This is a genomic window from Paraburkholderia sp. IMGN_8, from assembly GCF_038050405.1.
In the GTDB taxonomy this organism is placed as follows: domain Bacteria; phylum Pseudomonadota; class Gammaproteobacteria; order Burkholderiales; family Burkholderiaceae; genus Paraburkholderia.
In genome coordinates this window covers 2,321,608-2,343,471 of sequence record NZ_CP150901.1, presented here as the reverse complement: position 1 = coordinate 2,343,471, position 21,864 = coordinate 2,321,608, and the positions used below count along the sequence as shown (strand labels likewise).

Here is a 21,864-nt window from a genome sequence, read left to right as displayed (position 1 = left end):
ACGGAAGATTGCACCGCTATGCCGGCAGGAGCTCGGAGAGAGAGCCTGACGCTCCAAATCTTACTGGCCTCGGTAGGCATCCTCGGAGGAATCGCTCCGGTTCTGATGCGCCGGGAAACCCGGCGCGACAAGGGGGCGCAAAAGCGGAGAAGGCCGAAAACCAGCGCAAGTCGCAGCGCCGACGGCGCCTTCATACTGGGGCTCGCAGGCACACATCAGACCTCCGCCGACCCCGGGTATTCGTGCCGGCGCAAGCGAGCGGGCGTACGTCCTCGATGCACCAACAGGAAAATCGCATCACGCCGATCCTGGATCAGCATGTCTGATCAGGGCAAGGAGGAACGTGCGCCGCAACTCGAATCCAAGACGTTCATACAGCCCGATCGCGGATTGATTGTCACTGAATACGTGCAGGAATGGAGTCTCCCCACGACGCTCGATTTCCCTGCACAGGAGATTCACAAGCCGACCAGCAAGGCCTCTGCCACGCCAGTCGTCATCCACGCAAACCGCGCTTATCTCAACGTATCCGTCGAGGCGCATTCGTTCTCCTGCCATCGCAATGAGACGCCCCCGGTCGCGAATTCCGATGTAGTTGCCCATCTCGTGGGTTCGCTTACCGAAAGGACCGGGTTTGGTCTTCTGGACCAGATTGCGCATGTCTTTCGCATCGGCGTTACTCAGGGAGATCACTTCCGGATCGTCCATGCGTCTGGCTTCGTGGCGAGTGGCTACCATCTGATGGAGCACACCCATACGTTCTGCTCGCAGAGCATCGATTGGAACGACAGGATCGAAGGACAGCAACGCTACCTGCTCATGAGGCAGCAGGAGCTGGTGGAGCGCCTGGTAGGCCGCAGGGGTCTCGCACGCCACAGCTGCAAACGGAGCCACGTCGGGGTGGTAGCGACGGGCAAGCAGATCGCCTTGGCGCAGATGCGCCTGTCTGGTTGTCAGGGCTGCCCAGATGGGGTGATCGAGGCTGGATTGTGTTGAATGGTTCATACCGGTTCCTTTTGACCGCTCTACTTCGTGCTGCGCCATCAAACGGCGTTCATCAGGATGCCGAGCGGTGCAAGCGGTCCGACTTGCATCAAGTCGAACGTCAGGAGGTTATCCCGGCCGAGCGGCAACGCCTTCAGAAGCTTGTCGGCCTCGTCGACCGAATCTACGTTCATCAGGAAAATAACGCCCTTCATCTGGTCCCGTAACCAGAATTGCTCCATCTTCCCATCAAGGTACAGCTTCAGCGTTGCCGGGACTTCCTTCGGCATATAGATCTGCTGTTGCTCGGGGGTAAGCGGCTTGAGTGTCCCAATCGCCATCACTTTCATCGTCTGCTCCAGTTACAAAGGTTGATCAGGATGTCGTCCGGGCAACGCGGACAGGTTGCGTTCGGATTGAGGACCACTGTAGACAGGAACGCGCATGCGTACTATTGTCGTAAATGACATTTTTGAGGTCATTTACGACATGAAGTTGACGATTCTCGCTCTCGACGGCGTGTTCGACACGGGGCTTTCCGCGGTGCTCGACGCTTGCACCACCGCAAACGATCTGGCCGCCGTCCAGCAGCCCGGCGTCGGCCCGCACTTTGAAATCGATGTGATCGGTATGCGGCGCGATGTGCGGACTGCTTTGGGCATGCGCGTGCCGGTCAAGCCGGTGAGCGCAATGGACCGGCCGGACTGGCTGGTCGTGCCGGCACTCGCCACAAAAATGCCGGAGCAACTGGTGTCGGCGCTCGCGCGGCGCGACGTGGTCGATGCAATGGCATTGCTCCGTCAAAGTCACGCGGAAGGCGTGAAGATCGCGACCGCTTGCATTGGCACTTTCGTGCTGGCGGAATCTGGCTTGCTGAATGGCCAGGAAGCCACCACAACGTGGTGGCTCGCGCCTCTGTTTCGCCAGCGTTACCCGGAGGTTCGCCTGGACAGCGCTCGCATGGTGGTGCCGTCGGGCGACTTCACCACTGCGGGCGCCGCGATGGGGCACCTCGATCTCGCTCTTTGGCTGCTGAATCAGGCGAGTCCCGATCTGGCATCGGTTGTAGCCCGCTATCTGCTGGTGGACGCACGACCTTCGCAAGCGCCCTACATGATCCCGGATCATCTCGCGCGCGCAGATCCGCTCGTCGAGCGCTTCGAGCGCTGGGCAAGAGGCCGGCTCGCTGAGGGCTTTTCGCTTGATGCAGCAGCGAGCGCCCTGGCAACCAGTACGCGAACACTGCAGCGCCGCATCGAGGCTGTGCTTGGAAAATCTCCGCTGTCTTACTTCCAGGACCTTCGCGTCGAGCGAGCCGTTCATCTCCTTCGCACGAGCCGCCTCGACATTGAGGCGATTGCCACGGCGGTCGGTTATGTCGATGGCGCGACGTTGCGCACACTGTTGCGCCGGCGCCTTGGGCGCGGGGTGCGCGAGCTACGTGGCGCCAGGGCAGACGACATGTGAAAGCCTGCTTTCCGGCAGATATGTGACCTTCAGCCGGCAATGCTGAAGGACTGCAACGGGTTGGCTACGGAAATTCGATGTCGGCCCAGGCTCGACCGAGCCGGATCGACATCGAATTTCCGGGTTCGGCCACTTTCGGTCATTCGCCACGGTCTGCTTTGCGGTTGCCCGCCTTCAAGGCAACGAGTCCAGTGGGCTCGGCACGCCTCCACCGCCAACCTTCAGCACGTGCGTGTAGATCATCGTGGCGGTTACGTCTGCGTGACCGGGCAACTCCTGCACCGTGCGGATGTCATACCCCGACTGCCACCGGTGGCTACTTGTGGCTACGTGTGGCAACATCGCGGTGATCTCTAAATCACGTTAGGCCTCGCGCAGGCCCACACACTTCAGGAGAACTCATGTTCGACCACGTCAAATTCGGAGTCAGCGACTATGCAGCGAGCAAAGCGTTCTTCCTCAAGGCACTCGAACCGCTCGGCGTAGCTGTTGTCTCGGAGGGGCCGCCGACGTACGGTGTCGAGCTAAGCCCACAGGGTAAGGCTTCATTGTGCCTGTACCAAACCGAGGAGAAGCCGGCGCATCTTCACTTGGCGTTCACGGCCGAGAATCGCCAGCAAGTCGAAGCTTTCTATCGCGCGGCTCTGGAGGCGGGTGGCAAAGACAATGGTGCGCCTGGTCCGCGCCCGCACTACCACGCGAACTACTATGCAGCTTTTGTCATTGGTCCGGACGGGCACAACATCGAAGTGGTTTGCCACCAACCTGAGGCCTAACCCTTCCATCGAGCGGACTCGCGAGGCTAGGCCGCCTCTCATGTCAAACGTTGAGCGTCCGTTATTCGGCGGTCTGCTGGGCGTTCCGAGCGCGCGCTATGGGGCGAGCCCAGCCGGGCGGTGATCGCACGGGCGCTATGCGTGTTTCGATTCCTGCTTGCAAGGGTTGGGGGCCACGGTAATGTATCTGCGCACATTCATCCGGGTCGGACTTTTCACAAACATATTTAGCCGCAGCAAGCATAGCGAGTTTGGTTTTCACAAACCTGGCAGCGCCCGGCAACATGCGCAGGTCATTGATTTTTATAGATCGGTTTTCACAGACACATTTGCCCACGATCGATCGCTCGACCAGTCATAGAGGAACGTCTTGAATCAAGGCTGATTGCACGGCGCGGATCCTGCGATCGACGAAGTATCCGCCGCCTTCGGTATAACGCAAATAGAGACGGCTGCAGTGTGAACATTCCCACACGCCACAACGGTTGTAGGGAAAGTAACGCGGCGCGATGGGCGCATCGGAAGACCAATAACTCGTTTTTCCCGGCAGGAACTCGCTGAACGTGGGTTCGGCTTCATCATCCGATACGAGCGTGCCGATCTCCTGAAACTGTGTTTCGTCTAGAGAAAGCGGTTGGGATTGCCAGCCGTCCAACGAAGTTCGCGTACAGCTGCATGGCGCACTGGCGACACTTTCAGCACGCTTCGCGAGTTCGATGAGGGCTGAAGCATCTAGATGTTCCGGCATGACGGACCGATTCTGTTCAGGGTTGAGTGGATGACGCCGACGCGACGCAGAATAACAGGCGCTCGCCTGCACGTCAGCCATTCATCATCCGGTCGCGGTGCGGAATCACCCATGAACGATCGAAGCAACCGTCGCCGATCGAACTCAGCGCCGTGGCTTCCTTTGCAGCTTGCCGCCGCGCGCCTTCGATCACCGTTTCCACGTCGCCGATCGGAATCGCGAGCAAGCCGTCTTCATCGCCGACGATAACGTCGCCAGGATGCACCACCATCCCGCCGACGGTCACCGGCACGTTGATCTCCCCCGGGCCGTTCTTGTAGGGGCCACGATGCGTGACAGCACGCGCGTACACCGGAAAATCGCGTTTCCGTATCGCGCCCACGTCGCGGATAGCGCCGTCGATCACCAGACCCTGCACGCCCAGGCTCTCCGCGAAGCTGGCCATGATGTCGCCCATCAGCGCCTGCGTGAGTTCCCCGGCGCCGTCGATCACCAGCACATCTCCCGGCCGGCAAAAGTCGAAAGCGCGATGAATCGCCAGATTGTCGCCGGCCCGCGTGCGCACCGTGACCGCGGTTCCGGCCATCGGCTTCGGTTGATGAAAGGGATGCAGGCCGACCATGCCGCTCGAGCGGGCCATGTTGTCGCTTAGAAGCGAGACCGCCAGCTCACGCAGGGCGTCGAGCGTTGCGGCGCTCGTTTGCGGCGCGGACTCGTATTCACGCCATCCGATCGGATTCATATTGCTGCACCTTCCACTGAAAATTGCAGTTCGAGTTGACGCGACAAACGCCCGTACACCGCGCGGGCGTTGTCCTCGTAGATACGTTGCCGGTCCGCGGGGCTGAGCCAGGCGATGGCGTCGATATAGCGCCGCGTGTCGTCGTAGTAGTGCCCGGTCTCGGGATCGATGCCCTGGACCGCGCCGATCGTCTCGGACGCAAACAGGATGTTCCCGACCGGTATGACCTTGGCGAGCAGCTCGGCGCCCGGCTGGTGATAGACGCAGGTGTCGAAGAACACGTTCTTCAACAGGTACTCGTTGAGCAGCGGCCGCTTCATGTCCTGAGCAAGCCCGCGATAGCGTCCCCAGTGATACGGCACCGCGCCGCCGCCGTGCGGGATGATGAAGCGCAGCGTCGGGAAGTCGGCGAACAGATCTGCCGCCAACAGTTGCATGAACGCTGACGTGTCGCCGTTGATGTAGTGCGCGCCCGTCGCGTGGAAATTCGGATTGCACGACGATGAGACGTGAATCATCGCTGGCACGTCGAGCTCCACCATCGCTTCGTAGAGCGGATACCACGAGCGGTCGGTGAGCGGCGGTCCCGCCCAATGGCCGCCGGACGGATCGGGGTTCAGATTGCAGCCGATGAAACCCAGTTCCTCCACGCAGCGCCGCAACTCGGCGATGCAGTTGGCGGCCGGCACGCCCGGCGCTTGCGGCAATTGGCAGACGGCGGCGAAATTGCGCGGGAAGAGGGTGCACACGCGATGCACGAGGTCATTGCATGCGCTCGACCAGGATGCGTTGGCATCGGCGGTGGCGAGGTGATGGCCCATGCCGGCCGCGCGCGGCGAGAAAATCGTCAGGTCGGTGCCGCGTTCGCGCTGGATTCGAAGCTGGCCGGTTTCGATGCTCTCGCGAATCTCGTTGTCGCTGATGACCGGCCGCGGTGGCGGCGGCACGCCGTCTTGCAGGGCGGCAACCTGCTTCGCGCGCCAGACCTCGTGCTGCGGCGGTGAGGTCGTGTAGTGACCGTGGCAATCGATGATCATGCTTGGATATCCGTTGTCTGTCGGCGTTGTCTGTCAGTGTTGCGATTGAAGTCAGGTCCGCGGCGCGGGGTCGGCGGCCGCGAGCGAGGCTGCCTCGTCCTCGGCCGGCGTGACGCGCATGACCAGCGCGATGATCGTCGCGACCACCAGAAAAGCCGCGATCGTCAGCAGCGCCAGCTTGAAGTTGCCCGTCGCATTGCGCACGAGCCCGATACTCCATGGTCCGATCAGGCCGCCGAACTGCGCGACGGTATTGATGAGCGCGATCGTCGCCGCGCCCGCTGCACCGGTTCTGAACGACGACGCGAGGCTCCAGAACAACGGGTTGCCGGCGTAGATGAAAAGCCCGGTCAGGCACAGCAGCACGTAGGCGATCACCGGGTTTGGCGCGTAGGCGCTACCCGCTATTGCCAGTGCGCTCATGCCGTACACGAACGCAAGATGTTTCTTGCGGTCACCGCTGCGATCGGAACTGCGGCTGATCACGAACGTTCCCAGCACGCCCAGCAGCGGCGGCGCGGCCGATAGAAAGCCGACTTCGAGGTTGCTCAGGTGGCCGAGGCTTTTGACGATCTGCGGCAGCCACAGGAACAGGCCATAAATGCCGACCAGCGCACAGCCGAACAGACACGCGAGGCTCCATACGCGGATGTCGTTCGCCACCCGCAGCAGCGAGAAATGAGCCTGTCCGCCAAGCGCTTTGCGCTCGGAATCGAGGGTTGACTCGAGCCAGCGTTTCTCGTCGTCGGCGAGCCAGCTTGCATCGGCGGGGCGCTCGGTCATGATGCGCAGCGTGAGCAGGCCCAACAGCATCGCCGGTACGCCTTCGAGGATGAACATCCACTGCCACCCCTGCAAACCGAGGATGCCGTTCGCGTAGGTCATCAAGGCCGTCGAGATCGGACCGCCCAGTACGGCCGAAAACGAGCCGGCGATGATGTAGCCGCCCACAGCCCGGGCCCGATACCGCACGGGAAACCACTTGGTCAGATAGACCGCCACCCCCGGCAGAAAGCCGGCTTCCATCACGCCCAGCAGGAAGCGCAAAACGTAGAAGCTCGAATCGTTGAAGACGAAGGCGGTCGCCGCCGCCACCGCGCCCCAGGTGAGCAGGATGCGGGCGATCCAGCGACGCGCGCCGACGCGATGCAGCAGCAGGTTGCTCGGCACCTCCAGCAGCATGTAGCCGACGAAAAAGATGCTGCCGGCAAAACCGAACACCGCCGGACTAAAGCCCAGTTGCCGGTTCATGTCGAGCGCTGCGAAGCCGATGTTGATCCGGTCCAGATAGTTGAAAAACATCATGGCGAAAAGCAGGGGCATGAGCCGCCCGTACACTTTTCGCATGGTCGTCGCTTCGTCGAAATGGGTCATGCTGTCTCCTGCCTTGCAGGCGACGGCTGTGGCCGTTGCCGCGTGCTTATCGTCTGACCGCCGGATCGTTGCCGGCAGTTCCTCACGGCCATGCAGGCCGCGCTTTCAGGCCGTTCGCGAGTGGCTATGGCGTCCGGCTCAAGCGTGACGTCAATAATAAGAACGCGTGGACGGTGAGTCCAAGACAGCTTGCTTATTCTTGTATAGATTTTTTCTTATAGTGTGGCGTCGGCAAGCGGCTTGGGGAGGCAGGTCAGGAAGGCGCGCAGATGGGAAGAGGTGTCGTCGGTGCGAAAGGTGGCGGCTAGCGTTGTGCGTTGCGACGAGCCGGGGCCCTCGAGGTGGCGGAACACCACGTCCGCACGTCCATGCCTTGCAACCGACTCGCCCACGAAGGTCACGCCCAATCCTGCCGCAACCAGTGCAATAGCGGTCTGGATTTCATAGGCCTGATGCGCGACGAACGGCGTGATGCCGGCATCGCGGTAGAGCGATTGCACTGAATGCTTGAATTGCGCGTTCTGATGTTTCGGATAGAGGATCAGCGGCGTATCCGCGAGATCGGCGATACGCACTTTTTTTTGTCCGGCAAGGGGATGATCCGGCGAAAGCGCGACCATCACGCGCTCACGCAGAAGCGGATAAGAAGTGCAGCCCGCAATCGGCAGCGGCTGTCGCCCGATACCGATGTGAATGCGCATGTCGCGCAGCGCATCAGTCTGTTCTTCGGTCAGCATTTCGAAGAGCTTGAGTTCGACCTGCGGGTAAGCCTGGTGGAACGCTTTGAGCGCGGGCGGCAGGATGCTGTACATCGCGGATCGCGTGAAACCGATGCTCAGCCATCCGCGCCTGCCGATGCTGATTTCCTGAGTGCCGAGCGTCGCCTGCTCCCAGGACGCGAGTATTTGACGCGCCTCCGTGCAGAGATAGTGTCCGGCCTCCGTCAGGTGAAGCGGCCGTCGTGTCCGGTCCACGAGTTGTGTGCCAAGCCGCTCTTCCAGCAAGCGAATCTGCTGACTCAGGGCCGGTTGCGCGATATGCAAGCGCTCGGCTGCGCGACTGAAATTGAGTTCCTCCGCAAGAATCACGAAGCACTGTAGCGCCCTGAGATTCATTTTTTACTTTCCTCGCTTATGTTCCTGGCGGACGGATCGACGTTTGGCGACGCCGGTGGATGCTCACGCTTTAGCGTCAGACCACAAGCGTCCACCCGTCGCCCAGTTTTCGCGTTTTACGTCAGTGAGAATGATATCCACCGAGTTCGGCTCGACGCCAAGCGATTCGCAAGTCGCTTTGGTAATGGCTTCGACAAACTCGCGTTTCTGTTCCAGCGAGCGGCCTTCGAAGAGTTCGATATGAAACGTGGGCATTGCGTGTCTCCGTGATTAAGGAAGTGAAAGTGCGAATTCAGTCGCGATAGGCGCGATCGATCCTGTCGAGTTTGCGCAGCAAGGCGGGCCATTCCAGTGTGCCTTCCACCGCGCCGCCGTCGTACAGTTGTTCGGCGGTGCGTGCCGCTACCGCGTCAGGAGGCACGACCAGTTCTGCGCCGCAGGCTTGCGCCTGCAACTGGATCTCGCATGCCTTGATCAGCGTCGCCATCAGCACGTAGGCCTCCGCGACGGTGCGGCCGGCGGTCAGCGTGCCGTGATTGCGCAACAGCATCGCCGGTTTGTCGGCCAGATGCGCGACGAGGCGCTCGCCCTCGGCCGGCGTGAAGGCGAGGCCTTCGTAGTCGTGATACGCGAGCCGGCCGTAAAAGCGCAGCGCGTGCTGCGACGCCGGCAGCAAACCGGCCGGCTGCGCGGAAACCGCGACGCCTGCCGTATTGTGCAAGTGCATCACACAGAAGGCATCGGCGCGCGCCGCATGCACGGCGGCGTGCAGCGCGAAGCCGGTGGCGTTGACCGGATGCTCGCTCGCACCGACGATGTTCCCTTCGATATCGATCTTCACCAGGTTCGACGCGCGGACTTCGTCGAACGCGAGGCCGAACGGGTTGATCAGGAAGTGGCCGGGTTCGCCGGGAACGCTCGCGGAGATATGCGTGTAGATCATATCGTCCCAGCCGTTGAGCGCCGCGAGGCGATACGCGGCGGCGAGATCGACGCGGGTCTGTTGCTCCGCTGCGGACATGGGGCCGGTCTCGACGATGCGGCCGGCGGGCGTGTGGGTGAACGACATGTCTGTCTCCTGATGTTGCTTTGCTATAGCGCGGCTAACCTATGCGTGTGGCCGATGCCGGTGGCGCGACGGGCAGCGCTGCTTCGGCTCGTTCCGCTGACTCGGGCGCCGCCACGTTACGTGTGAAGCGTCGCGTAAGCCACTGCACGCTCCACGTCGCAAGCACGAATGGCGCAGTCATGGCCGGCAATCCATGGAAAGCGGCAGCCATTTGCAGCGCGACCGAAAGTACCACACCGCCGAGCGTCGCCGCGACGCAGCAATCGGCGAGCGCAATTGCGGTCAGCGCGCCGTTGAATCCTAACAGGCCCGCATCGAACGAGCTTGCGCTGGCGCCGAGCAGCAGGTGCGCGGCGCTTGCGAGGGCCGCGCCGGCCAGCGCCCACAGCGCGTGCCGCCATGACGCCGCCGCAATCCCGAGCAACACGAGCAAACCCGGCAGCGCGCCGGACGCAAAGCCGATCTGCGCGAAGCCGGCAAATAGGCCGCTGGTCAATTGCGCGCCGCTGAGCGTGTGCGCGTTGGCGAGGCTCGCTTGCTGATTGCTGCTATGGACCAGCGGCAGCCAGAACCACGTCACGATCAGACAGGGGCTCGAAAAAACGCCGACTCCACGCGCGCGCAACCGGCGCGACCACGGCTTCAGCAGCCATGCCGTGCCGGTTGCGGCGAAAATCGCCACCGCGGCGGCGGTCGCATTGTCGGCGACGAAGCTGAAAGCGGCGAGGCCGGCCAGCGCGCCGTTAAAGCCATGCAGGCCGGCACGCGTGTCGTCCTCGCGATAGCCGGCCAGCACAGCGCTGACGTTTGCCGCGACCGCGCCCATCAGCGCCGCGCACGCGAGGCGCGGATCGCACAATAGCCACGCGGCGAGCAGGCACGCACCGGTGAAAGCGTTCGATTGCAGCACGATCTGGCCAAGACTGCGCAACAGCGTGCGCAAGGCGGCGGGTTGTGCTTCGGTAGCGGCGGCGTGCATGACTAAAGGGAGGCTTAACTTCTATGAGCGAGCGCGACGCGCGCAGACAAACACACGCGGCAGGTCAGGTTTGGTTTGAACCGCGAGCATAGGCCACCGGCGCCGCGCCGGGCATTCCCGCGCGTTGATAGTGGCTATTTGCGACATTGGCGCGGCATTGGCGCGAAACCCGCGCGTCGCCATGGAAAACGTCGGCGAACCGAAAGCTTTCGCGCTACGTTCGCGCTACGATAGGAGTTCGGCACGCGGACCCACAGCTTCGCCACGCCGTTTCACAAGGAGACGTGCTGATGCGTGAAATACGATGGGCATCGGAAGAGGGCGACGGCGTCGAGCATCTGGCGTTCGATGCCCGCGGCGACGGTTTTGCGGTCGAAAGCGCCGTGGTCGGACAGCGCTACGGCAAGGCCTACGGCTTGCACTACAAGGTGCATTGCGATTCGCAGTGGCGCACCACGTATGCGTGGCTGAAGATCGTCGGCGGTGGCGAACTGGAACTGCACGGCGACGGCGCGGGCCATTGGCGCGACGGCCACGGCCTCGTGCTGAGTTCGATCGAGGGATGCATCGACATCGATATCGCCGCCACGCCGTTCACCAACACGTTGCCGATCCGCCGCTTGCAACTTGCCGTGGGCGAGCGCCAGCCGATCTCCGTGGCTTACATTTCGACGCCTGATTTGCAGGTCACGCGTGTCGAGCAGGCCTATTCGTGTATCGAACTGAATCGCGAGTATCGTTACGAGGGCATCTTCCGCAATTTCACGGCGAACATGAAGGTCGATGAAGACGGCCTGGTGATCGACTATCCGACGTTGTTCACACGCCTGCCGCGCGCGCGTTGACGGCGCTGTCAGGTCCGCCGTGGCCCGCGCTGTTGCCCGGTCGGTGCTGCTCGACAAAGCGCTCGATGGCGGCGGCAATCCGTTCGGGTTCGCGCAAAACGACCCAATGGCCCGCATCGATCTCATGGCGGCCATAAGCGCCGAGCCACGGTTCAAGCCCGAGCGAGAGCGCTGGCCCGACGTATCGATCGCGCAGCGGCACGATGAATTGCACCGGTGCATGTGCATGGCGAGCACGCGGGCGCAACAGCTTGTCGATGAAATTGGCGCGGTAAAGGTTCAGGCCGTTGATCGCGTTGCGCATCTGCTCCGGGTCGCGCGCCGGGCGCACGCGTTCGGTTACACGCAGCCATAGTGGCCACGCGTGTGCACCGCCGGCGTACCACACCAGTTCCGGCAGCCACGGCAGGTGAAAGAAGAAGATGTACCAGGATTTCAGCGTCTGCCGCAAACCGCTGCCGAACGGGCGCTTTGGCGTTGGCTGTTCAGGATGCGCATCGCCGCCGCGTAAGCCGATCGCCGCGTGATCGAGGCACGGCCCGGAGATCGACGTGTACGACGCAATGCGGCCTTTGAAGGCCGGATCGGTGACCGCTTCCCAGCTTTGGATCGAACCCCAGTCGTGACCGACCAGGTGAAACGGCCGCGCGCCGCAGGTTGCATCGGCGACGGCCGCGAGATCGGCGGCCAGCCGCTCGAGCCGGTAAGCGGCGCGCGACTGCGGCGCATCGGACGCGCCCGCGCCGCGCACGTCATAGCTGATCACGCGAAAGCGCGTATCGAGTTGCGCTCGCACCGGTTCCCACACCGCCGCCGAATCCGGATAGCCGTGCACCAGCACGATCGGCGGCGCGTCGCGCGGCCCGCTTACGTAGACCGCGAGCCGCACGTCGCCGGCCTGGACCGACAGCGTGTCGCGAATCACGCGGCCGCCTGCATGCCGCGCCGTGCGGCCTTGCGTGCGCTCGGCGTCGCCGCATTGGCGGCGTCGACCGCGGCCAGGAGGCCGTCGATACGCGCGAGTTGCGCGCGATTGTCGTGATCCCACGGATGAAAGCCGGGCCGGAAAAAGCTCAGCCATTCACCGGCGATGCGCGGAAACACGCCATGACGCGGGCCGTACAGATACTTCACCACGCGCCACATGCCGCGAATACGGCCCTCGCGCTTGCGATCGGCGATGATCAGGCGCACGTGGTAATCGAACACGATCAGCCAGAACGTCAGCGTGCTGGCGAGCATCGTGCCGGTGCGCAGCAGATAACGGCCGAGGCCGCGCTTGAGCACCGCGTTCCAGACGTCGTACGAGACCGACTTGTGTTCGGTTTCTTCGAGCGCATGCCAGGTCCACATCTGCGCATAGCCCTCAACCGAACCGCTGATGCGCGTGGCGTCTTCCAGCAGCAAGCCCGCGAGCATCGCTGTGTAGTGCTCGAGGCACACCGTCACCGCAAGTTGATACGAATGCGGCAGGACCTTGCGGCCGAAGTTGAGAATCGCCCACAGGCGCTTGTCGAGCTTGTGCGCGGGCAAGCCGGCCTCCTGCAGCAGATCGTTGTATTCGATGTGCTCGCGCGTATGCATCGCTTCCTGGCCGATGAAGCCGAGCACCTGCTTCTTCAGCACCGGGTCGTCAATCTGGTCGCGGTAGTTGCGCACGCTGTCCATGAAGAAACGCTCGCCGGCAGGAAATAGCAGCGAAAGCGCGTTGAAGAAGTGTGTCACATGCGAGCCTTGCACGTGCCAATCGCAGGCACGTTCCTGCGGTAAGTTGAAGCGAAGGTCGCGGCGAACCGGAATCATGGCCTTTCTCCTTGTGATCCTTTATGTACTGCTGATCTGACTGATTGGTTCGATCGGGACGGCTGCGTCAGGCGCGCCGGCCGTCCACTTGCGCGGCGCGGCGCGCGCGCTTTTCGGCGATGCGCTTCATGCGGCGCGTCTGCATCACCACCAGCGCCTGATAGGCCGCCGGCAACGTGCGCGCCATCCAGTCGGCGGCGCGGGCATCGCGGCCGATCAGCACGCGCCGCCTGTTTTTGCGCACGCCGTCGAGAATCACGCGCGCGGCCTGGTCGGCGGTGGTGATGAAGAACTTCTCGAAGTCGTCCTTGCCTTGCTGCTCGTTTTCCAGCATGAAGCCGACCATGTTCGACGAGATCCGGCTCGATTGCGCGATGCTCGTGCGGATGCCGCCCGGATGCACGCAGGTCGCCGACACGCCGCACTTCATCAGGTCGAGTTCCTGGCGCAGGGCTTCGGTAAAGCCGCGCACCGCGAATTTGGTCGCGTTGTAGCCGCTCATGCCGGGCTGCGAGAACAGCCCGAATACGCTCGACGTATTGACGATGTGCCCCGCGCCGGACGCCTTGATATACGGCAGAAATGCCTTGGTGCCGTGTACGACGCCCCAGAAATTGATGCCGACGATCCACTCCAGATCGGCGTAATCCATCCCTTCGATCGTGCTCGACAGCGCCACGCCCGCGTTGTTGAACACGAGGTTCACGCGCTGATGCTGCGCGGCCGTTTCGGCGGCCCAGTCGAACATCGCCGCGCGGTCCGAGACATCGAGCACGCGCGTGGTGATCCGCAGCGGCGCACCGACGATATGCGGCGCGGCGGCCTGCGCGAGCTTCGCGGTTTCGGCGAGGCTCGCGGCATTGCGATCGGCGAGCGCAAGGTGGCAGCCTTCGCGCGCCAGCTGAATCGCGAGCGAACGGCCCATGCCCGAGCCTGCGCCGGTGATTGCGGCCACTCTGTCGGTGAAGTTCTTCATTGGTTTATCTCCTGTCCTCTCTGAACGGTGCCTGTCGTTATATTTTTGGGGATGCTCGTTGCTGCGTCAGGTCGCTTCGACAGATGTCGCCGCTGCCGTGTTGCTGGTTGCGTTGCCGTGCACGTGCGCCGCCTGCGGCGCCAGATGCGCGCCGAACGTCTGCACCGCGGGCGTATATGCGAGGTAATCGTCCATGCTGAAGGTGCTGGTAGCCTGACGGAATTTGTATGCAAATCCCGGCCACAGGGTGGTGTTCTTGCCGGTCTGCGGATCGAGGTACCAACTCTTGCAGCCGCCCGTCGACCAGATCGCGCGGCCGAGCTTCTGCTGGATCTGCTCGTTGTACGCGCGCTCCACATGCGGACGCACTTCGATCGCATCGGCGCTTTCGGCATCCATTGTCTTCAGCGCGCGCAGGATGTACTCGACCTGCGACTCGATCATGAACACCATCGAGTTGTGACCGAGCCCCGTGTTCGGACCGACGATCATGAAGAAGTTCGGATAGCCGGGCAGTGTGGTGCCGAGATACGCATGTGCGCCATCGCGCCACGTATCGACGATATCGACGCCGCCACGCCCGCGCACCACACCCGGCGGAAATGGATCGGCCACCTGGAAGCCGGTGCCGAAGATCAGGCAATCGACCGGATGACGCGCGCCGTCGGTCGTGATCACCGCGTCTTCATCGACGCGGGCGATACCGATGGTCGTCACCGAGACGTTCTGGCGTGACAGCGCGGGGAAGTAGTCGTTCGAAATCAGAATGCGCTTGCAACCCATCGTGTAGTTGGGTGTGAGCGTCGCGCGCAATTGCGGATCGGGCACCTGGCGGCGCAGATGCCGCTCGGCGACTTTCTGCGCTGTCTTCATCAGCGAAGGGTGGATCGCGAAGCCGAAGGCGCGCGATTCGAGCATGCAGTAGAGCGCCGAACGCATGATCTTCTGCGTGAACGGCAGATGCCGGAACAGCCATTGTTCGAGCGGTTTCACCGGGCGGTCGGCCTTCGGCATGATCCACGGCGGCGTGCGCTGGAACAGGTTCAGATGGGACACGCGCGGCGCGATTTGCGGCACGAACTGGATCGCGCTCGCGCCGGTGCCGATCACGGCGACGCGTTTGCCTTCGAGCGGATAGGCGTGGTCCCAGTGTTGCGAGTGGAACGCCTTGCCCTTGAATTTTTCGATGCCGGGAATGTTCGGGATGGCCGCGCGCGACAGTCCGCCCATGCCCGAGATCAGCACACGCGCCGACCAGTGCTGGCCGTTGGCGAAGGTCAATTGCCAGCGACGACGCGTCTCGTCATAGATCGCGCTCGCCAGTTCATGACCAAAGCGCACATGACGCTGGATGCCGAAGCGCTGTGTGCAGTCTTCCAGATAAGCGCGAATTTCCGGCTGGCGCGCGAACATGCGGGTCCAGTGCGGATTCGGGGCGAACGAGAACGAGTAGACGTGCGATTGGACGTCGCAGGCGCAGCCGGGGTAGTGGTTGTCGCGCCAGGTGCCGCCGACCGATGCGGCTTTTTCGGCGACGATGAAGTCGGTCATGCCGGCTTGCCGGAGCCGGATCGCCATGCCCAGGCCCGCGAAGCCGGAGCCGATAATCGCGATATCGGTTTCGATGGACGCGGACGCGTCGGGCGCCGCGGCGTCGTGGGGCATCGTGCGTGCGTTCATCCGATCCGCCTCCTTTTTGTTCACTCTTAACTGTTACATTGATTGATGTAACAATAGAGGCTGGTAACGGATGACGCAAGCGGCTGTTTAGATGGCCGGCTCTAAGACAAACGACACAATTTTTCGTTGTGTGAACACGTTTAAGGGCGGAAGGTCGTAAAAAAGCGGACCCGTGGGTCCGCTTTTGCTCTGCCAGGCATCGCGAAGGAGGCGTGCGCGGCTGTCGGGTTACTTAGCCGCGAGCGCCGCGGCCAGGTCGCGGTTCTGCCAGACGTTGTCCTTTACCGTGATCTTCTGCGGAATCAGATGCGCGCCGTAGAACGCATCGGCCACCACTTGCTGCGAGCGCACGATCTCCTCGGTGACGGCCGTGGTGCCGTATGGAAAGCGGCGCACCCAGGTTTCGACCAGCTTCTGATCCAGACCGACCTTCGGCGCGATCAGTGCGGCGGTTTCGGCCGGATGGTCATTGACCCACAACCCGGCAGTGCGTAACTGCCCAAGAATCGCGCTGACCACATCGGGATGCTGCTGCGCGAAGTCGCGCGTCGCTTCGTAGAAGTTGTACGGCCCGTTGAGCTCCGAGTAGTCCGCCAGCGTGCGCGCTTTCAACGACTGTTGCGCGGACGCATAGTACGGATCCCAGATCACCCACGCGTCGACGTCGCCGCTTTCGAAGGCGGCGCGCGCATCGGCGGGGGGCAGATACACCGGGCGAATGTCCTCGTAACGCAGACCTGCTTTCTTCAGCGCTTCGAGGAGCAGATAGTTCGCACTCGAGCCTTTTTGCAGCGCGACGCGTTTGCCTTTCAGATCGGCCATGCTATGCAGCGCCGAATCGTTTCTGACCAGCACCGCTTCGCTATGACGTCCCGACGGCTCCGCGCCGACATACACGAAGCGCACGCCGCCGGCTTGCGCGAACACGGGCGGCGGCGCGCCGGTGTAGCCGAAATCGACACTGTTCGCGTTCAGCGCCTCGAGCAGTTGGGGGCCGGCAGGGAATTCAAACCACTTGACGCTGTAGCCGAGCGGCTTGAGCTTTTCGTCGAGCGAGCCTTGCGCCTTGAGCACCGCGAGCAACCCGGCTTTCTGATAACCGATGCGCAGCACCTTGGCCGGCTCGCCGCCGGCACTCTGCGCGCCGGCGCTCAAGGTCGTGAACGCAGCCAGCAAGGCAGCGGCGAGGTGAAGCGAAATAGGGGTGTGACGGGCCATCCAGCGAATCTCCATTACGTTCGATTGGTTCTGTGCCGCCCGTTCAGCGTGGTCCGTGCAGGCGCGCGACGTCCCGCGGTGGGGTGCGACGCGGTGCATGTGGGCACTGCTATAAAGGCGTTGCGGCGACATCGGAGGATCGTCGCATGGACGTCCCGCCGATCAAACGAAGCAATGGAGATTTGAATATGACGCGCCTGAATGCCGAGGCGTATCGGCGTGCGCGGCTACTTTTTGGGTTTGGTTTTTTTGATTGCGCCGTGCTCCGCGGTGGCGCCCTCAGGCGCATGGCCCAGCTTCTTTTCCATGATTGCCGCGACGCGGTCGCCGAGATAGTCGCCGGACGCTTCCTCGAGCGCGCGATTCATTTCGCTTTCCACCAGCACCATCGCCAACGGCCGCACACGCCAGATCGCGTCTACCAGCGCGGGCACGTCGGCGGGCGGCGGCAGCGCGTCCGGGTCGTAGCGGTCGAGCTGACGCACCACCAGATCGACCAGCGCCTTGGCGACCGCATTGAAATGCGGCCGGGCGATGCCGATGGCGTCGAGCAGGTCGGGCAGTGGAATGCCTTCCTTCGCCATGGTCGCGCCGGCGGCGAGCGCCGTGGGGCTGCCCGACACGAACGAGAGGCCATTGCGTTCCAGCAAACCCAGATCGACAGCTTTGCCGAGCGCGCTCGGCGAGGCTTTGTCGCCGAACATTTGCAGCAGTTCGATCAGCGAGTATTTTTTCGGCCGCTCGCGCGACCAGCGGCTGCCGATCGCGGTTTCCAGGCCGAGGATCGAACGCAGATCGTGGCCTTCGTCGACCGCCTTGATCAGGTCCTGGATGTTCGCGAGGGTGTAGCCGCGCGTGAGCAGATGATTGATCAGCTTCAGACGCGACACATGCGTGTCGTCGTATACGCCCACCCGGCCGCGCTTTTCCGGCGGCGCGAGCAGACCGCGGTCCTGATAGGCGCGCACGTTGCGCACGGTGGTATCCGTGACGCGCGCGAGTTCGTCGACGGTGTATTCGTTGCGCGGCGTGTCGCTACCGGGGACTTCGTTCGGGGTGGCGGACAAGGGGGGAGCAGGGGGCGGCGTATTGGGCATGGGGGGATTTTAACGCGGCTGCAAGTGCGGCCACCAGCGCGGTAGCGGGAGACAGCTAGATGCCGCTTTGCAATACGTGGTCCGCCTTGCCGCATGTGGCGACTTGAAGCGCTTCAACGGCGTGACGACGCAATATCGTCCGGTACCGTTGCGTCGCCCGCGCCCAACGTTCGCTGCATCAACGTGGTGTCCAGCCACCGGCCATGCTTGAAGCCGACTGCCTTCAACGTGCCGATCAGCTCGAAGCCCAGTTGCCCGTGCAGCGAGAGCGAGCCACCGCTGCCGCCGTCGGCGATCACGGCGACCATCTGGCGCCACGGTCCGGTTTCGCATCGTTCGATCAACGCCTGCAATAACACGCGCCCCAGGCCCCGGCCGCGATACGCATCGCCGACGTAGATCGAATCTTCAATGGTGTTGCGATACGCGGCGCGCGGCCGGTAGAGCGTCGCGTAGCAATAGCCGGCAACTTCGCCGTCGATTTCGGCCACCATGTACGGCAACCCGTGACTGCGGACCGACGCGAGCCGCGCGCGCAGGTCGTCGACGGAAGGCGGCGTTTCTTCGAACGAGGCGACGCCGGTCAGCACGTGGTGCGCGTAAATCGCATGAATCGCGGGCAGATCGGCTTCGGTGGCGTCGCGAATCAGCGGCGCGGCGGACGGGGTGTGGACCGGATCGGTCGAAGAAGGCGCGTGGCGGGCAGTACTCATACGTGTTCCTGTAGTGGCCGGTGTCTCTGCGGATACGTTTCACTATGCCCGCAGCGCGCGCGGATTTGAAGCAAGTCAAAAATCGCCGCGACGAAGAGGCGGTATCAGCGTATGCCTATGTGAGTGGCGGGAGCAACTCGGCCCGCGGCGAGCCCGGCCGTGCAGCTTTGCCGGGCTCGTCAACAGTTAAGGCAAACGCATGCACGAGGCAGGCGTTTCGCCGATCAGCTATGCGAGTACCTATCCGGCTGCGTCACATGCCCGCGATGATGCCGGTGATGTGTTGCCTTGTGCTTCGGCTTGGCCTTGGCCGGCGCCTGTCCGGCGGGCTGCGGCTGCTGCTGGGGCGGCTGCGCGCCCGGCGCGGGTGCTGGATGCGCATTGCCTGAGGGCAGCGTGGTTTGGCCTTCGCCGAAACGATAGGTCTGCGAGGTTTGCGCGTACGCGGTTGCGGACAGCGCGAGGGCGGCAACCGCCAGGCAAATCGAAAGCTTCATGAATCCTCCTTCTGAACGAGCCGGTGAGAATACCGCAATGTGGCGCGCGGCTGCTTCGACGCGCTCAAGCGTTCGCTTGCGGAAATGCCGGTTCACTGGGCGTGCTACAACGCCGCATCCACGCCGATCGCTTCGACAGCCTTGCGTTGGTGAAAAGCCAGAGAGGACGATCGGACCTGCAAACACAATGCAATGGATTACATCAAGCGCAACGGGCCGCTTTCGCTGTTGTCGATCAGCGGCAACGCGTGCGAGCCAGGCAGCTCGTAGTGCCACCATTCGCTCTTGATGTGCGTAAAGCCCGCGACGTGCATCACGCCGAGCAGCAGCATGCGGTTGCGTTGCACGTGCTCGGGCAAGCCGGGATGGAAGTGCTCGGATTCGATCGTCATGGCGTCGAAGCCAGTGCCCATGTCGAGTTCGTCGCCGTTGGCATCGACGAGCGTCACATCGAGCGCGGTGCCGCGGCTATGGTTCGAGCCGCGGCTGAGATCCGCGATGTAGGTCGGATCAGGCAGAAAGTCCCAGAGCACCTGCTGCGCCTGGGGTGGACGGTAGGCGTCGAAAATGCGCAGCGTCGTGCCGACGTTGCGTGCGAGCGCCACTGCGCGGCGCAGCGCCGCTTCGGCCGGTTCCAGCAGCAGGCAGTGCGCGGCCTTGTAGATCGGCTTGCCGGTGAGATTGCGTGGCGTCGCGTAGACGAGGTCGATCTCGACGCCGTGGGTCGTGGGTGTGATCTCGATGAGTCGGTGGTCGGCCATGACAGGTGGAAGAAGGTTCAGAGATCGAACTGGTTGAGTTCGCCTTGCAGTTCGCGATTGCGGGCGACGCGTTCGTCCAGCGTCGGTCCGAGCCGTTCGACGATGGCGGTGATCAGCAGATTGAACAGGCACGTGAGGGGGCTAAGCGAATCCCAGAACTGGCCGACGTCGGTTTTGACCTGCAGAAGGTCGCCCGAGAAATCCCGCGCCCATGGGCAATAGATATCGGTGACGAGCGCGAAGGGCAGGCCGCGGCGTGTGGCGGCCTCGCAGTAGCGGCGGGCGATCATCGAGTAGGCGCGGGTGTCGGTGACGATCAGGTACGGCGACGCGAACTCGGAGTTCAGCGAATCGACGTACGAGCCTGACATGCCGTCGGAATAAAACACCCGCGGGCGGATATATTCGAGGTAGCTGTAGAACGCGTTACTGATGCCGCGTGTCGACTGAATGCCAAGAATGTAGACGGCATCGGCGTTTGAAATGCGCTCGGCCACGCGTGCGAACATCGGCGATTGCGCGAGTTGATAAACGTGCTGGATCGCGCCGATTTCGAGTTCGAGCGAGCGGGCGAGGGCCGGGTTGGGTGCGGTGGCGCTATCGGCCTGGGCGGCAACGCCCAGTTCGCCGAGTTCGCCGGATGCGCGGCGAAACGCGTCGAGCCGGTCTGTGATCATCCACGGGCGTTCCTGCGTGCCGCGCAGTTCCCGCTTCAGATCGTCGAGGTTGCGGTAGCCGACGCTGCGCAAAAACCGGCCGACAGAAATGCCGCTGGTGCCCGCTTGCTGCGCGATCTGATCGGCGGTCTCGAGGCCCAGCCGGTCGAGATTCGCGAGCAGATAGCTGGCGATCCGCTTGGCAGTGGGCGTGAGTTCGGCGAAGCGGGCTTCGACGGTTTGGGCAAAGGCGGTCGGCATCGTGGCGCTGAGTTTTGGTTAGTTTATTGTCATTTATCATAGTAATGACACGTATATAACAAGGCCAATAAGCTCAACGCCAACTTAAAAAAACAATCGGAACTCGAGGCTTGATAGGTTTTGGCTGGCAGACCCTAGGCCGGTCGCGCCGGCGCACTTCGGGAAAAGCGCCGTGCCCCCGCCACGCATGCCACCACCACGATGGTGACCAGAATCATCACGGGCGGCACCTGTTCGTGCAGCAGCAGCGCGGCCAGCAGCAGGCCGAAGAACGGTTGCAGCAGTTGCAATTGCCCGACGCCCGCGATGCCGCCGAGCGCCAGTCCGCGATACCAGAACACGAAGCCGATCAGCATGCTGAACAGCGACACGTAGGCGAGGCCCCACAGCGCCGCGTGGCTGATGCCTTCAAGCGATGCGGGCCGCGCCCACCACGCGAGCGGCAGCATTACCGGCAGCGACAGCACCAGCGCCCACGAGATCACCTGCCAGCCGCCGAGGTGACGCGAGAGCCGCGCGCCTTCGGCATAGCCCAGGCCGCAGACGATGATCGCGGCCAGCATCAGCGCGTCGCCGATCGGCGACGCGTCGAGGCCGTGGCGCAATGCGAAGGCGACCACCGCGCCGCTGCCGAGCGTCGAGAACAGCCAGAACGCCGGCTGCGGGCGCTCGCCGCCGCGCAGCACGCCGAAGATCGCGGTGGCGAGCGGCAATAGCCCGATAAACACCACCGCATGAGCCGACGTCACGTGTCGCAGCGCGAACGCCGTCAATAGCGGAAAGCCGACCACCACACCGAGCGCGACGACCACCAGCGGCAGCAGGTCGCGCCGCGCCGGGCGAGCCTCGCGAAAGGCGAGCAGTAGTACAAGGCCGAGGATGCCCGCGATCGTCGCTCGGGCGACGGTCAGAAACACCGGGTCGAGGCCCTGCACGGCGATACGCGTGGCCGGCAGCGAGCCGCTGAAAATCAGCACGCCCGCGAGGCCGCTGAGCCAGCCATTGGTTGTCTTGTCCATCGGGAGAGCCCATTCAGAGAGAACTCATAGCATCCGCTTTGCACCCA

Annotated in this window: 24 protein-coding genes and 1 pseudogene; 3 read left to right on the top strand and 22 right to left on the bottom strand. The window is 63.1% G+C overall.

Annotated elements, in window-relative coordinates:
• Nucleotides 1–297: 297 nt before the first annotated feature.
• Together WN982_RS31605 and WN982_RS31600 are read right to left on the bottom strand one after the other, a co-directional pair.
• Nucleotides 298–558, bottom strand: a complete 261-nt coding sequence (locus WN982_RS31605; protein ID WP_341319481.1) for a GNAT family N-acetyltransferase — start codon at nt 556–558, stop codon at nt 298–300.
• Between the two features lie 485 nt (nt 559–1,043).
• Entirely contained in the window at nt 1,044–1,334 is a 291-nt protein-coding gene (locus WN982_RS31600; RefSeq protein ID WP_341315966.1) for a hypothetical protein, read from the bottom strand.
• A gap of 139 nt (nt 1,335–1,473) precedes the next feature.
• Here WN982_RS31600 and WN982_RS31595 point away from each other — a divergent pair, with 139 nt between their 5' ends.
• Complete coding sequence (locus WN982_RS31595; RefSeq protein ID WP_341319480.1) at nt 1,474–2,451, top strand: helix-turn-helix domain-containing protein; 978 nt, start codon at nt 1,474–1,476, stop codon at nt 2,449–2,451.
• Between the two features lie 174 nt (nt 2,452–2,625).
• On the opposite strand, the pseudogene WN982_RS31590 reads toward WN982_RS31595, so the two are convergent.
• Nucleotides 2,626–2,757: pseudogene (locus WN982_RS31590) on the bottom strand (tyrosine-type recombinase/integrase); the annotation flags it as partial.
• 95 nt (nt 2,758–2,852) lie between these two features.
• Here WN982_RS31590 and WN982_RS31585 point away from each other — a divergent pair.
• A complete protein-coding gene (locus WN982_RS31585; protein ID WP_172160753.1) occupies nt 2,853–3,227 on the top strand; it encodes a VOC family protein in 375 nt (124 codons plus the stop codon).
• Between the two features lie 355 nt (nt 3,228–3,582).
• Here the strand turns inward: WN982_RS31585 and WN982_RS31580 are convergent, their stop codons facing one another.
• The 8 genes from WN982_RS31580 to WN982_RS31545 all read right to left on the bottom strand — a co-directional run bounded on the left by WN982_RS31580 (nt 3,583) and on the right by WN982_RS31545 (nt 10,291).
• A complete protein-coding gene (locus WN982_RS31580; protein ID WP_341319479.1) occupies nt 3,583–3,975 on the bottom strand; it encodes a hypothetical protein in 393 nt (130 codons plus the stop codon).
• 73 nt (nt 3,976–4,048) lie between these two features.
• Nucleotides 4,049–4,717: an RraA family protein gene (locus WN982_RS31575; RefSeq protein WP_341315965.1), complete on the bottom strand. Its 669-nt coding sequence runs from the start codon at nt 4,715–4,717 to the stop codon at nt 4,049–4,051.
• Entirely contained in the window at nt 4,714–5,754 is a 1,041-nt protein-coding gene (locus WN982_RS31570) for an amidohydrolase family protein (protein ID WP_341315964.1), read from the bottom strand. The genes WN982_RS31575 and WN982_RS31570 overlap by 4 nt, the downstream gene beginning before the upstream one ends.
• A gap of 51 nt (nt 5,755–5,805) precedes the next feature.
• Nucleotides 5,806–7,128: an MFS transporter gene (locus WN982_RS31565; protein WP_341315963.1), complete on the bottom strand. Its 1,323-nt coding sequence runs from the start codon at nt 7,126–7,128 to the stop codon at nt 5,806–5,808.
• 215 nt (nt 7,129–7,343) lie between these two features.
• Nucleotides 7,344–8,243 carry a LysR family transcriptional regulator gene (locus WN982_RS31560; RefSeq protein ID WP_341315962.1) on the bottom strand — a complete coding sequence of 300 codons (900 nt, stop codon included), beginning with the start codon at nt 8,241–8,243 and terminating at the stop codon, nt 7,344–7,346.
• Nucleotides 8,244–8,306: 63 nt separating this feature from the next.
• A complete protein-coding gene (locus WN982_RS31555) occupies nt 8,307–8,498 on the bottom strand; it encodes a 4-oxalocrotonate tautomerase (RefSeq protein WP_341315961.1) in 192 nt (63 codons plus the stop codon).
• A 37-nt stretch (nt 8,499–8,535) separates the two neighbouring features.
• Nucleotides 8,536–9,312, bottom strand: a complete 777-nt coding sequence (locus WN982_RS31550) for a class II aldolase/adducin family protein (protein WP_341315960.1) — start codon at nt 9,310–9,312, stop codon at nt 8,536–8,538.
• A gap of 34 nt (nt 9,313–9,346) precedes the next feature.
• A complete protein-coding gene (locus WN982_RS31545) occupies nt 9,347–10,291 on the bottom strand; it encodes an urea transporter (protein ID WP_341315959.1) in 945 nt (314 codons plus the stop codon).
• 290 nt (nt 10,292–10,581) lie between these two features.
• Between WN982_RS31545 and WN982_RS31540 the strand changes: the two genes are divergently transcribed.
• Nucleotides 10,582–11,136 carry a putative glycolipid-binding domain-containing protein gene (locus WN982_RS31540; protein ID WP_341315958.1) on the top strand — a complete coding sequence of 185 codons (555 nt, stop codon included), beginning with the start codon at nt 10,582–10,584 and terminating at the stop codon, nt 11,134–11,136.
• Here the strand turns inward: WN982_RS31540 and WN982_RS31535 are convergent.
• The 11 genes from WN982_RS31535 to WN982_RS31485 all read right to left on the bottom strand — a co-directional run bounded on the left by WN982_RS31535 (nt 11,111) and on the right by WN982_RS31485 (nt 21,817).
• On the bottom strand, nt 11,111–12,061 hold the full coding sequence (locus WN982_RS31535; protein WP_341315957.1) for an alpha/beta fold hydrolase: 951 nt from the start codon (nt 12,059–12,061) through the stop codon (nt 11,111–11,113). The genes WN982_RS31540 and WN982_RS31535 overlap by 26 nt on opposite strands.
• On the bottom strand, nt 12,058–12,939 hold the full coding sequence (locus WN982_RS31530; protein WP_341315956.1) for a metal-dependent hydrolase: 882 nt from the start codon (nt 12,937–12,939) through the stop codon (nt 12,058–12,060). Before WN982_RS31530 ends, WN982_RS31535 begins: the two co-directional genes overlap by 4 nt.
• A 67-nt stretch (nt 12,940–13,006) precedes the next feature.
• Nucleotides 13,007–13,915 (bottom strand): SDR family NAD(P)-dependent oxidoreductase, encoded by a 909-nt coding sequence (locus WN982_RS31525; protein WP_341315955.1) that lies wholly within the window; start codon nt 13,913–13,915, stop codon nt 13,007–13,009.
• 66 nt (nt 13,916–13,981) lie between these two features.
• A complete protein-coding gene (locus tag WN982_RS31520) occupies nt 13,982–15,595 on the bottom strand; it encodes an NAD(P)/FAD-dependent oxidoreductase (RefSeq protein ID WP_341315954.1) in 1,614 nt (537 codons plus the stop codon).
• 228 nt (nt 15,596–15,823) lie between these two features.
• Nucleotides 15,824–16,813 (bottom strand): sulfonate ABC transporter substrate-binding protein, encoded by a 990-nt coding sequence (locus tag WN982_RS31515; RefSeq protein ID WP_341315953.1) that lies wholly within the window; start codon nt 16,811–16,813, stop codon nt 15,824–15,826.
• A 227-nt stretch (nt 16,814–17,040) separates the two neighbouring features.
• The gene (locus WN982_RS31510) at nt 17,041–17,910 is read right to left on the bottom strand and encodes a MerR family transcriptional regulator (protein WP_341315952.1); all 870 of its coding nucleotides are present in this window, start codon (nt 17,908–17,910) and stop codon (nt 17,041–17,043) included.
• A 113-nt stretch (nt 17,911–18,023) separates the two neighbouring features.
• Nucleotides 18,024–18,623 carry an N-acetyltransferase family protein gene (locus WN982_RS31505; protein ID WP_341315951.1) on the bottom strand — a complete coding sequence of 200 codons (600 nt, stop codon included), beginning with the start codon at nt 18,621–18,623 and terminating at the stop codon, nt 18,024–18,026.
• 224 nt (nt 18,624–18,847) lie between these two features.
• A complete protein-coding gene (locus WN982_RS31500; RefSeq protein ID WP_341315950.1) occupies nt 18,848–19,120 on the bottom strand; it encodes a hypothetical protein in 273 nt (90 codons plus the stop codon).
• 197 nt (nt 19,121–19,317) lie between these two features.
• Entirely contained in the window at nt 19,318–19,881 is a 564-nt protein-coding gene (gene ddpX / locus WN982_RS31495; protein WP_341315949.1) for a D-alanyl-D-alanine dipeptidase, read from the bottom strand.
• A 17-nt stretch (nt 19,882–19,898) separates the two neighbouring features.
• Nucleotides 19,899–20,798 (bottom strand): MurR/RpiR family transcriptional regulator, encoded by a 900-nt coding sequence (locus tag WN982_RS31490; RefSeq protein ID WP_341315948.1) that lies wholly within the window; start codon nt 20,796–20,798, stop codon nt 19,899–19,901.
• A 134-nt stretch (nt 20,799–20,932) separates the two neighbouring features.
• Entirely contained in the window at nt 20,933–21,817 is an 885-nt protein-coding gene (locus WN982_RS31485) for a DMT family transporter (RefSeq protein ID WP_341315947.1), read from the bottom strand.
• Between the last annotated feature and the right edge of the window lie 47 nt (nt 21,818–21,864).